This window comes from Rhodococcus sp. BS-15 (genome assembly GCF_000813105.1).
Lineage (GTDB): Bacteria > Actinomycetota > Actinomycetes > Mycobacteriales > Mycobacteriaceae > Rhodococcoides.
In genome coordinates this window covers 1-11,864 of sequence record NZ_BAOX01000144.1, presented here as the reverse complement: position 1 = coordinate 11,864, position 11,864 = coordinate 1, and the positions used below count along the sequence as shown (strand labels likewise).

Sequence of the window (11,864 nt, the reverse complement as noted above, 5' to 3'; positions counted from 1 at the left end):
CCCCGCACACCCTCTGGCGCCGCAGGAGAACAACACCGACACAGAGGACTTTGGTCCACTGTTTCGGTGACGAAAGGTCGGGTTGCCCTCGCGCGCGACCCGTAGGCTCGGAAGTCGAGGCGTCCATTGTGGACGCAGTTGAGAGGTGTCGCCGTGGTCACGGTGTTCTTGGTAGACGATCACGAGATCGTGCGGCGCGGTCTGATCGACCTGATCGACTCCGATCCCGATCTCGAGGTCATCGGTGAGGCCGGCAGTTGCGCTCAGGCGCTCGCTCGAATCCCGGCCCTGCAGCCGGACGTCGCTGTGCTCGACGTGCGCCTGCCCGACGGCAACGGCATCGAACTGTGCCGCGAACTTCTCGATCGCCTGCCCGAGCTCAAGACCATGATGCTGACCTCGTTCACCGAGGATCAAGCCATGCTCGACGCGATCCTCGCGGGCGCGAGCGGCTACGTCGTCAAGGACATCACCGGCATGGAACTCACGCGAGCGATCAAGGACGTCGGTTCCGGTCGGTCGCTGCTCGACAATCGTGCAGCAGCGGCCCTCATGGACAAACTGCGAGCCGGAACGGCGACCCCAGGACCTATCGACCACCTCACCAGCCAGGAGCGCACGCTGCTGGATCTGCTGGGAGAGGGCCTCACCAACCGGCAGATTGCCGCCAGGATGTTCCTGGCGGAGAAGACGGTCAAGAACTACGTGTCCCGGCTGCTCGCCAAGCTCGGGATGGAACGTCGCACTCAAGCTGCGGTGTATGCAACCAAACTCGCCGATACCGCTCCGTCGACCGGACAACCGGGGTCGCGGGATGGATGACGACCACGCGGAGACGGCTTCCTCGTTGCCGCAATTGCGACTGGGTGAACTGTTGGCCGAGGTTCAGGACCGAATCGGTCGAATCGCCGATGCCAGAGTCCAAGCCGACGGGCTGCTCGACGCCATGCTCGTCATCACCTCCGGCCTCGATCTGGAGGTGACACTGCGCTCGATCGTTGAATCGGCCGTCGAACTCGTCGACGCTCGGTACGGCGCACTCGGCGTCCGGGGCGAAGGCCACGGGTTGAGTGCGTTCATCAATCACGGCATGGACGAGGACACGCGAGTCGCCATCGGCCCGCTTCCCACCGGGCGCGGGGTGCTCGGACTGTTGATCGACCAGCCGAAAGTGCTGCGCCTCGAGGACCTCTCGGCGCACCCGGAGTCGGTGGGATTTCCGCCGAACCATCCGCCGATGAAAACGTTTCTGGGCGTCCCGATTCGCGTTCGCGACGAGATTTTCGGCAACCTCTACCTCACCGAGAAGAAGAACGGTCAGCAGTTCACCGAGGACGACGAGGTCGTCACGAAGGCGCTCGCGTCCGCCGCCGGTATCGCCATCGAGAACTCGCGTCTGTACGAGGACTCACGTCTACGTCAGGCCTGGATGGAAGCAACTCGGGACATCGGCACCGAGCTCCTCGCCGGGACGGACATCGACGAAGTACTGCAGATGGTGTCTCGTAAGGCACTGCACCTGACCGGTTCCAATGCGGCGTTCATCGCAGTTCCCGATGACTCCGACCAGCCGTCCGAGGATGTCACAGAACTGGTCGTCACGGTCAGCGAGGGACTGGGATCCGACCGCATGATCGGAGCATTGATTCCGATCGAGGGCTCGAGTTCCGGATTGGCGTTTCGACGTCGAACGGCGTTGCGAAAGGACAGACTCGACTACAAGGCAAAGGGGTTGGACTCGGCCTTCGGGCCTGCGCTGATATCACCCTTCCGGGTCGCCGAGGGCGTCAGAGGCGTCCTGGTGGTCCTCCGCACAGAGCGCCGGGGGCCGTTCGACGACTCCCAACTGGACTTGGTCTCGAACTTCGCCGATCAAGCTGCTCTGGTGATGCAGATCGCCGATGCCAGCCGCCGGATGCACGAACTCGAGGTGTTGTCCGACCGGGACCGAATCGCCCGCGACCTGCACGATCACGTGATTCAGCGAATCTTCGCTGCCGGATTGGCTCTACAGAGCACGCTGCAACGCACCGAGTCCGAGGAAATCCGGGTGCGTCTGTCCAGGACGATCGACGACCTACAGGACACGGTGCAGGACATCCGCACGACGATCTTCGACTTGCAGAGCACGTCCCACTCGGCCACGCGGTTGCGTCAACGCATCAATGCGGCGGTTCTCGAACTCACCGAGAACGTCGATATCCGTGCAGTCGTGCGGATGTTCGGACCACTGTCGGTCGTCGACACCAAGCTCGCCGATCATGCCGTCGCCGTCGTTCGCGAGACGGTCAGCAACGTCGTCCATCATGCGCAGGGCGACACCGTGACCGTTACCTTGTCGGTGGGCGACGAGTTGCAGATCATCGTGTCGGACAACGGGATCGGAATGCCTGAGGACACCACCGCGAGTGGACTCTCCAATCTCGGTGCCCGTGCAGTCGAATGCGGTGGGTCCATGAACATCGGTCCCGGCTCCTCGGGAAGCGGCACCGATGTGACCTGGTCGGTACCGCTGTCCTGACAGGGGCAGTCGTTCGTCACTTGTTTCGGTGACCTCCGGCCACTGCGTCGAGTAGGTGTGCGCTCGTAGCGTTCTCGATGAAGGTGCAGGACCTACGTTGTAACACCGAGAGGAACCCGATGAACATCGCACACGCCACCGGACCCGTTGTGGTTGGAATCGATGGATCGAAGGCTGCGCTCGATGCAGTCCGCTTCGCCGTCCACGAGGCGAGGGGGCGGCGGACATCGTTGCGTTTGGTGCACGTGATCCAGCCCCATCTCCAGCGCGAAACAGAATACGGCGCGCCCGACGTCGACGGTGACTACGCCCGCACCGTGTTGGACCAGGCGGCGATCGTTGCGAAGATCGGTGACCCCACTGTCATCGTGGAAGCTATCGTGCTGCAGGGTAACCCGGAGGAAGTGATGCGGTCCGAAGCGGCGTCGGCATGCCTGACGGTGCTGGGCACCACGGCCGAGAGTTCGCTTGCTGCATGGGTTCTCGGTTCCATGGTGCACACGATGATCGAATCTGCGGCTCATCCCGTTGCGGTCGTACGTACCTTCGACGCCGAGCGTTCCGGCGCGGTCGTCGCCGCGCTGGGAGACGCGAAGGTCTCCGCGACCGACGTCGTGGTGGCACAGGCATTCCAGGAAGCAGCCATGCGCGAGGCCAGTGTGCTCGCTGTACACACCCAGGCGATCTCGTCCATTTTAGCGAGCGCCATCAGTGGTCCGGTGGACCATCTGCATCCCGAATCGGCGATGGAAGTCCGGTTGGAACCCTTCGGTGTGGACTACCCGTCGGTGCGGGTGGCGTCGGTTTACGCCGAAGCCGACTCGGGATCGGAGCTGGTCGCCGTGTCCGAGACAGCCCAGCTGATGGTGGTCGGTCACGAACGAGACCGAGTGCCGGGACGAACACTGACCGCCGTACTGCGGCATGCCCATTGCCCCGTCCTCGTCGTCCCGCACGCATGAGTACCACGAGGCAGTCTCCGATCGCCGTCGGTGTCGACGGCTCCGGCTCGTCGCTCGACGCAGTCGGATGGGCCGCGCACGCGGCCGAGTTGCGTGGGCTACCGGTGAAGCTGGTGTCCGCCTACCAAGTCAAAGCCCTGTACACGAGTTTCGTCGCGCTGCCCACTCACATCGGCTCCGAGGAGCACACAGCCGCAGAGTCGACCCTGGCCTGGGCGTCTCTGGTTGCTCGACGCTCGGTGAAGAACCCGGACGCGCTCACCATCATGAGCGAATCGATTGTGGGACCGACGATTCAAGCCATGCTCGATCAGAGCTCGAATGCGTCGATGATGGTGGTCGGCTCGCGCGGCAACGGCGAATACTTCGCCGAACTGCTCGGCTCGGTGAGCACCGCTGTGGCGGTTCAAGCGCACTGCCCGGTGGTCATCGTGCCGGGAAGCGTCGAGTTGGATTCGTCACGAGGCCCCGTTGTCCTCGGAATCGACGGGTCGCCGCACAACCAGAAGGCTGTTCGGTTGGCATTCGACGAAGCCTCACTACGGGGAACAGAATTGGTTGCGGTCCACGTGTCGACGGACGAACTGATCTCGTCGCCCGACGCGTCCGAGACCGACAGATCCGACGCTATCGTGTCGAACGGTCGAACCGTGTTGGCAGAGAGCCTGTCCGGCTGGAGCGAGCAGTATCCGGACGTAGTTGTTCAGCAAAAGGTGTTGCGCGGCAATGTGGTCGAGAAGATTCTCGAGGTATCACCGCGGGCGCAGGCCGTCGTCGTCGGTTCGACCGGCCGCAACGGTTTCAGCGACCGACTTCTCGGATCCACCGTGCGTTCGCTGGCCCACCGCGTCGACTGTCCGTTGATCATCGCCCGCGGGTAGCGAACGTCCTACGGTTGTGCACCCGCTTGTCGATCCCGACGACGAGCGACAGCACGACGGTCACTGCACCGATCAGCAGCCACGAATCGATGCCGATCGGTGCGGTACCGAACAACGCGTTCATGGCCGGAAGATACGTGAGCGCGATCTGACCGGCTGTTTGGATGAGCACCCCGACAACGATCCACCGGTTGGTGAACAGACCCAGCTGCCAAGCCGAACGTGTCAGTGATCGACAGCTGAACAGGTAGGCGATCTCGGCAGCGACGAACATGTTGAGCGCGACAGTGCGTGCCTCGTCGAGGCCGGCACCGCGGCTCTGCTCCCACTCGAAGATCGCCCAGGCACCGACCACGAGCACGGTCGACACCAACAGAATCCGCACCATCAGGGCCCGCGTCAGCAGCGGCTCGTCGGGCCGGCGCGGCAACCTCGACATGATCCCGGGCTCCTTGGGCTCGAACGCCAACATCAGGCCCAATGCGACGGCAGTGGTCATGTTGATCCACAGAATTTGGGTGGGCAGGATCGGCAGAGCAGTGCCGAACAGGATCGCGACCAGGATGACGAGGCCCTCGGCAAGATTGGTGGGCAGCGTCCACGCAATGAACTTCGTCAGGTTGTCGAACACACCACGGCCTTCTTCCACCGCGGCCTCGATGGTGGAGAAGTCGTCCTCGGTCAGCACGACATCGGCCGCATCCTTGGCCACCTCGGTTCCGCTGTGGCCCATCGCGACCCCGATGTTCGCCCGGCGCAGTGCAGGCGCATCGTTGACGCCGTCACCGGTCATGGCGACAACGTGGCCGCGCGACTGCAGGGACTCGACCAGCTGAAGCTTCTGTTCGGGGCTGGCCCTGGCGAAGACGACCGCACGATCGACCGCGTCCGGATAGTCGTCCGCGCTCAATGACGACAGATCGGATCCGGTCAGCACCGACCCGTCTCCGTCACCTCGATCCAGCAAACCGACCTGCTGGGCAATGACGGTCGCGGTTACGGCGTGGTCACCGGTGATCATCTTGACGGAGATCCCGGCGGAGCGACAGGCCTGGACAGCGGACGTCGCGGCCTCACGGGGCGGGTCCATCATGCTTCGAGGCCCGTGAACACGAGCGTCCCCGGCAGGCCGTCCACCGTGAAATCCACTGCCGCTCCGGCGGTTGTGCGCGCAGTGGCCAACACGCGGAGTCCGCGTCCTGCGAGGTCTTCGGCTGCCTCGGATATCCGATGACGATCGATCGGACGCAGGCGGCCTTCGGAATCCATCATCGTCTCGCTCATGTCGATGACGCGCTCCACGGCCCCCTTGACGAGGGCGAACCCGTGCTCGTCGCTGCGGGAACGATGGAGCGTGGCCATGAACTGCCGGTCCGAGCTGAACGGAATACTCCCCGATCGCGGATGGCCATCGAGGAAGCTCGGGGTGTCGATATCGGCCTTCATCGCAGCACGATCATCGCGGCTTCCGTCGGATCTCCGACAATCGTCCACTCATCGTCGATCTCTCGCAGCGACGCGTCGTTGCACACGGCACCGGTGAGAAGTGACCACCGCAGTGCGTCGTTGTGGTCCACGGATACGAGATCACCGTCCTCCGTCAGGTCACCGACAGGCTCGTATCCCGAACCGGTGACCACGACTTCGCCGTCGATCGTCCACAGAGCCCGCACCGTCATCTGATTCTGGGTCAACGTGCCGGTCTTGTCGGAACAGATGACCGTGGTGCTGCCAAGGGTTTCGACAGCGGGCAGCTGCCGGATGACAGCACCACGCCGCGCCATCCGGGAGACCCCGATGGCCAGGGTGATCGTCACTGCTGCGGGCAAGCCCTCGGGAATCGCGCCGACGGCGAGTGCGACTGCGGCGACGAAAGTTTCGACGGTATCCTGGCCTCGGAGCAGTCCGACTCCGAAGGTGACAACGGCCAGCCCGAGAATCGCGAACGTCAGGATCCTGCCGAACTCGGCGAGTTTGGCAGTCAGCGGTGTGGCCAGTGGCCGAGCTGACCCGACAAGACGGTGAATGCCACCGAGTTCGGTATCGGACGCGGTGGCGACGGTGAGGCCGGTCCCCGTTCCTGCCGTGACGAGGGTGCCGGAATAGCCCATGTTGGATCGGTCGGCGAGCAGGGTCGACGGCGGCACTGCTGCAGTGCCTTTGGCGGAGGGTTCGGACTCACCGGTCAGGGTGGACTCGTCGACCTCCAAGCCGATCGTATGCACCAGCCTGAGATCGGCGGGGACCTTGTCTCCTGCTTCCAATCGCACCAGGTCGCCCGGCACCACGTCCTCGGATGACAGGGAGCGCACCTCCCCGTCTCGCACCACGCGCGCCGGAGTTCGGGCCATCGACCGCAGAGATTCCAGCGCCGAACCGGCCTTGGACTCCTGTACGAACCCGATCGCTGCGTTGAGCACCACGACAGCGAAGATGACTGCGGAGTCGACGTATTCGGCCAGCCCCGCTGTGATCGTGCCGGCGACGATCAGAACGTAGATCAGCGGATTGTGGAACTGACCGAGCAGGCGTCGGGGCCATCCGGGGCCGGCTCTGGCCGGGAGCACGTTGGGCCCGAACCGGAGAGTTCGTCGGGCCACCTCGTCCACGGTCAGACCGCGATCGAGGCTCGAAGCGACAGAGGCCACCACCTCATCGACGGACAGAGCGTGGCGTTCCCCAGTCTCTCCGCCCACGAGTGTCACGACCACCGCCACTGCCGAATCTCCGGGAGGTCCTCGAAATGCTCTCGGATATAGACGTCGTGGCGTTCGAGTTGGTCCTGGCAGTGCTGCCGCAGTTGCTCGGCACCGGCCGGCGCAGTGCGCGCTCGGTCGAGTGCTGCGAGCGTGAGGTGGTAGCGACTGATCTTGTTGAGCACCACCATGTCGAACGGTGTTGTGGTGGTGCCCTGTTCGATGAATCCGCGAACGTGGAACCGCTGGGCGTCCGGTCGGCCGTGCACCAGTTGGTGCACCGCACGGGGATAGCCGTGGAACGCGAAGACCACGTCGACCGAGGCGGTGAACAGATCCACGAACTGCTCGTCGGAGAATCCGTGCGGATGATCGACGACGGGGAGCAGCGCCATCAGATCGATCACGTTGACCACGCGAACCCTGAGTTCGGGAGTCCACGTACGCAACAATTCTGCGGCAGCGAGGGTTTCCTCGGTCGGCACGTCGCCGGCACACGCCAGAACTATCTCGGGGTCGTCGTCGGTATCGGCCACTTCGGTGCCGGCCCAGTCCCAGCGGGACGCACCCGCCGCGGCATGCGCCCGCGCCTCGGGAAGCGTCAGATACTGCGGGTGATTCTGCTTGTCCACCACCAGAACGTTGACGTGGCCTCGACTGCGGAAGCAATGATCGGCAACGGCGAGCAGAGTGTTGGAGTCCGGTGGTAGCCACACGCGCACCACATCCGGTGCCAGCGGAATCACCGCGTCGATCAGTCCGGGGCCCTGATGGCTGAATCCGTTGTGGTCGTTGCGCCAACACGTGCTGGTGAGCAACACGTTGAGCGACGCGACGGGAGCCCGCCACGCGAGTGTGGCCGCATGCTGGAGCCATTTGGTGTGCTGGATAAGCATCGACACGCTCACCATGGCGAAGGCCTCGTAACTCGCGAACAGTCCGTGTCTACCCGACAGCAGATACGCCTCGAGCCAGCCCTCGCACAGGTGCTCACTGAGCACCTCCATCACGCGACCGTCGGGACCGAGATTGTCGTCGAACTCGGTGGTCGGCAGCTGCCAGCATCTGTCGGTGGCCTCGAACACGGCCTGCAGGCGGTTGCTCGCGGTCTCGTCGGGACAGAACAGACGAAAGTTACCGCCGCCGTTGGGCTGTGCGTTGTCGAGGTAGATATCGCGCATCATCTCCCCGAGCACCGTGGTCGTCTCGTGCGACGTGCGCCCCGGGGACTCGACGGTGAGCGCATAGTTCTCGAGGTCTCGAATGACCAAGGGCTGCAACAGCACACCGCCGTTGGCGTACGGAGTGGCCCCGAGACGTTCGGTGCCCGACGGTGCGAGCTCGCGAACGGCCGCCACCGGGGCACCGTTGTCGTCGAACAACGATCGGGGATCGTAGGAGAGCAGCCACTTCTCGAGCAGATCCAGATGTGCTGGGTTCTCGCGGACGCCCGACAGCGGCACCTGGTGCGCCCAGTGGGTGCCCTCGATGAGTTTGCCGTCCACCTCGTGCGGTCCGGTCCAGCCCTTGGGAGTGCGGAGAACGATGGCGGGCCATTCGATATCGTGCTGTGGCTCGCCGTTCCGGGCGGCGTGCTGGATTCTCTCGATCGTCTCGTGGGCGCGGGTGAGGGCGCTTTCGAGAGCCGGGAACACCTCTCGTGGATCGTCGCCTTCGACGAACAGTGGTGCCCACCCCTGGCCGCTGAGGTAGTCCGCGATCGATTGATCGGTGCTGCGTCCGAGAACCGTCGGTCCGGAAATCTTCCCGTCGTTCAGGTGCAGGATGGGCAACACGGCACCGTCGCGAATCGGATTGAGAAAGGCCGGGATCTTCCACGAACCGGACAGGGGACCGGTTTCGGCCTCACCGTCCCCGACGACACAGGCGACGATCAGATCGGGATTGTCGAACGCTGCACCGGCGGCGTGGACGAGGGCGTAGCCCAGCTCGCCGCCCTCGTGAATGCTGCCCGGAGTCTGGACGCTCACATGGCTCGGAATGCCGCCGGGAGTGGAGAATTGACGACACAGACGTCGGACGCCGTCGTTGTCGAGCGAGATGTCCGGGTAGATCTCGCTGTAGGTGCCCTCGAGGTAGGTGTTCGCCACCAACGCCGGACCGCCGTGGCCCGGACCGGTGACGTACAGCCAGTCCGAATGGGTTCGACGAATCACGCGATTGAGGAGGGTGTAGATCATCGACAGGCCGGGACTCGTGCCCCAGTGCCCGAGCAGCCTCGGCTTGATGTGCTCCGCCTCCAGAGGCCGACGCAGCAATACGTTGTCCTGCAGATAGATCTGCGCCACCGTCAGATAGTTCGCCGCGGCCCAGTAGCGTAGGTCGGCGTCCAGTTCCTCGGAGTTGTAGGTGGTTTCGGTGGTGGACGCGGTCATCGGTTCGTGGGTACGACGACGACGGGAACATCCACCGAATGCAACACCGCGCGCGAGGTGGAGCCGAGAAGCATCGACGCGAATCCGCCCCGACCGCGGCTTCCCACAACGATCAACTGCGCTGTCTCGGAAGCGCGGACCAGTTCACGAACCGGCCTGTCCTGAACCACCACACGGTGGATGGTGACGTCCGGGTAGTCCTCCGACCATCCGGCCAGGCTCTCCGCCAAGGAGGTCTTCTCGGCGAGTTCGGAATCGACCCACGGACCCTCCTCGTCGCGCGTCAACACGCTGCCCAGCTCGAGGTCGCTCCAAGCGTGCACCGCGACGAGGTCGACGCCTCGCAGTGACGCTTCCTTCAGAGCGAAGCCGATGGCGGGTTGGCTGTTTGAGGTGCAATCCACGCCGACGACAACCGGACCGTCGCTGATGATGTTCGATTTGATCACGGCCACAGGGCATGTCGCATGCGAGACGACCGCGGTGCTGACCGATCCGATCAATCCACCGGTGAACTCGCCGAGACCTCTCGATCCGACGACGATCATGGCGGGTGCGACGTCGAAATGCGTCAGGTTCCGTGCGGCAGAGCCATGTTCGAGACGAGTGTCGAGAATCAGTGAATTGCCTGCTGCGGCCTTGTGCGCAACATCGACCGCGGCGGTCAGCACGCGCTTGGCTTCGACATCGGGGTCCGAGAACGAACCGATCCGAAGACTGATGGCATCCCCGTAGGTTCCCGGCGCAAACAGAGACGACGTGACCAACTCGAGCGGAGCGTGGCGTCGAACAGCCTCGCGTGTTGCCCAGCGGACCGCGTCGAGCGATGTGGCAGATCCGTCGACTCCGACGACTACCCGGCTCGATGCATTCATGACGAATTCCCGTCCATTGACTTACGTGTGCAGATACACAGCGAGCATGGCCCGAATCGGACCGCCACAGACAGAGGCGGAAGTCCTTCGGTGCGGGGCGGAAGTCCCTGCCGGCTACCCCTAGGGGGTATGACTTGCTATCGTCGGTGACATGCACTCAGTGATCCGACGCAGACGCCCGGGCGTTGCCTCGGCGACCGGATTGCTGATCGCACTGACGATCTTCGGGGTGCTGCTGATGCACTCGGTGACACCGACCACGTCGGCGAGCAGCGAACACGCCGCCATGCGTCGGCGACCCACCACGAGGATCCGGTACAGGTTGCGACCGGTGAACACGACTGCCCGTCGGCACATCAGATGATGCATCCGTGCGCGGGAACCACGGTGTCGTGGGCTGCGCTGACGGTCCCAGCGACAACCGTCGATGTCGTCTACTCGCTGATGTCGGGGGACGGTATCGGTGGGCGCACCGACTCCATCTCGGAGCGTGCGCCGCCGTGGACCCTCTGGGAGCTGGACAGATCGGTGACCTTGCGAGTGTGACAGGGAGCCCGGTGGACGCACGACCACCGGCGGATCGCCGTACCCAGATCCCTGTATTTCGCACTTGTTCAAGGAGATTCACATGCGTACAACACTCGTCGCTTCGCTGGCTGCCGCCACCGTGAGCGCATTCCTTCTCGCCGGCTGCAGCAGCGACGACTCGTCGATGGACGGCCATTCGATGGGCTCGCCGAACTCGTCGTCGGCGTCATCGGACCAGGCCGACGCGTCCGCAGAATTCAACGATGCGGACGTGATGTTCGCTCGGATGATGTACCCGCATCATGCGCAGGCGGTCGAGATGGCGGCAATGGTCGATGGCCGCACCGAAAATTCGGACGTCGTGGCCTTGGCGTCGGCGATCGAAGCCGCGCAGCAACCGGAGATGGACCGGATGACGGCCTGGCTCGCCGAATGGGGTCAGCCCGCACCCTCGTCCGACATGGGTGAGATGGGCGGAATGGACCACGGGTCGGGCATGGGCATGGGCATGATGACCCAACAGGACATGGACGCGTTGAGTGCGGCCACCGGTGCCGAGTTCGACCGCCAATGGTTGACGATGATGATCGAGCACCACGACGGCGCAATCGAGATGGCGAACATCGAGATCGCCGACGGCTCGAACCCCGATGCGCAGGAGATGGCTCGCGCGATCGTGGCCTCGCAGCAGCAGGAAATCGACACCATGCGGACGTTGCTCGGCTGATCTGCACAGACACCGAAGGCCGCACCCTCTCATCGGGGGTGCGGCCTTCGGCCGTGCCGGGACGATTCGGCGTCGTCGACGGCTCAGTGCACAGGTCGGCCGGTCACCGCGTCGGGGGAGAGGTCGAGTCGACGGAGTAGCTGCGCGTTGGCGGCGACGACGATCGTCGACAGTGACATCAGGACGGCGCCGATCGACATGGGGAGCACGAAGCCGACGGGCGCCAGCACTCCTGCCGCGAGCGGAACCGATATCAGGTTGTATCCCGCTGCCCACCA

10 protein-coding genes and 1 pseudogene are annotated in these 11,864 nt (G+C 64.2%); 6 read left to right on the top strand and 5 right to left on the bottom strand.

Annotated features, from left to right (window positions below; translation table 11 throughout):
- The first annotated feature begins 153 nt into the window (after window positions 1-153).
- The 4 genes from RHBS_RS16370 to RHBS_RS16355 all read left to right on the top strand — a co-directional run bounded on the left by RHBS_RS16370 (window position 154) and on the right by RHBS_RS16355 (window position 4,364).
- Window positions 154-822, top strand: coding sequence for a response regulator transcription factor (locus RHBS_RS16370; protein WP_128646044.1), 669 nt, complete (start codon window positions 154-156; stop codon window positions 820-822).
- Window positions 815-2,521, top strand: a complete 1,707-nt coding sequence (locus tag RHBS_RS16365; protein ID WP_128646043.1) for a GAF domain-containing protein — start codon at window positions 815-817, stop codon at window positions 2,519-2,521. Before RHBS_RS16370 ends, RHBS_RS16365 begins: the two co-directional genes overlap by 8 nt.
- 119 nt (window positions 2,522-2,640) lie before the next feature.
- Complete coding sequence (locus RHBS_RS16360) at window positions 2,641-3,483, top strand: universal stress protein (RefSeq protein WP_187298521.1); 843 nt, start codon at window positions 2,641-2,643, stop codon at window positions 3,481-3,483.
- Window positions 3,480-4,364 carry a universal stress protein gene (locus tag RHBS_RS16355; RefSeq protein WP_128646041.1) on the top strand — a complete coding sequence of 295 codons (885 nt, stop codon included), beginning with the start codon at window positions 3,480-3,482 and terminating at the stop codon, window positions 4,362-4,364. The genes RHBS_RS16360 and RHBS_RS16355 overlap by 4 nt, the downstream gene beginning before the upstream one ends.
- Here the strand turns inward: RHBS_RS16355 and RHBS_RS32310 are convergent.
- The 4 genes and pseudogenes from RHBS_RS32310 to RHBS_RS30715 all read right to left on the bottom strand — a co-directional run bounded on the left by RHBS_RS32310 (window position 4,348) and on the right by RHBS_RS30715 (window position 10,688).
- A pseudogene (locus RHBS_RS32310) lies at window positions 4,348-7,069 on the bottom strand (HAD-IC family P-type ATPase). The gene RHBS_RS16355 and the pseudogene RHBS_RS32310 sit on opposite strands and share 17 nt — an antisense overlap.
- Window positions 7,066-9,456 carry a phosphoketolase gene (locus RHBS_RS16345; protein WP_128646040.1) on the bottom strand — a complete coding sequence of 797 codons (2,391 nt, stop codon included), beginning with the start codon at window positions 9,454-9,456 and terminating at the stop codon, window positions 7,066-7,068. The pseudogene RHBS_RS32310 and the gene RHBS_RS16345 overlap by 4 nt, the downstream one beginning before the upstream one ends.
- The gene (locus RHBS_RS16340) at window positions 9,453-10,331 is read right to left on the bottom strand and encodes a universal stress protein (protein ID WP_128646039.1); all 879 of its coding nucleotides are present in this window, start codon (window positions 10,329-10,331) and stop codon (window positions 9,453-9,455) included. The genes RHBS_RS16345 and RHBS_RS16340 overlap by 4 nt, the downstream gene beginning before the upstream one ends.
- A gap of 120 nt (window positions 10,332-10,451) precedes the next feature.
- Window positions 10,452-10,688, bottom strand: a complete 237-nt coding sequence (locus RHBS_RS30715; RefSeq protein ID WP_237669280.1) for a hypothetical protein — start codon at window positions 10,686-10,688, stop codon at window positions 10,452-10,454.
- Window positions 10,689-10,718: 30 nt separating this feature from the next.
- Here RHBS_RS30715 and RHBS_RS30710 point away from each other — a divergent pair, with 30 nt between their 5' ends.
- On the top strand, window positions 10,719-10,877 hold the full coding sequence (locus RHBS_RS30710) for a hypothetical protein (protein WP_237669279.1): 159 nt from the start codon (window positions 10,719-10,721) through the stop codon (window positions 10,875-10,877).
- A gap of 82 nt (window positions 10,878-10,959) precedes the next feature.
- Entirely contained in the window at window positions 10,960-11,586 is a 627-nt protein-coding gene (locus RHBS_RS16330; RefSeq protein WP_128646038.1) for a DUF305 domain-containing protein, read from the top strand.
- A gap of 83 nt (window positions 11,587-11,669) precedes the next feature.
- Here RHBS_RS16330 and RHBS_RS16325 read toward each other — a convergent pair.
- Window positions 11,670-11,864 (bottom strand): hypothetical protein (locus RHBS_RS16325; RefSeq protein ID WP_145977529.1); only part of this gene is annotated, 195 nt, incomplete at its 5' end.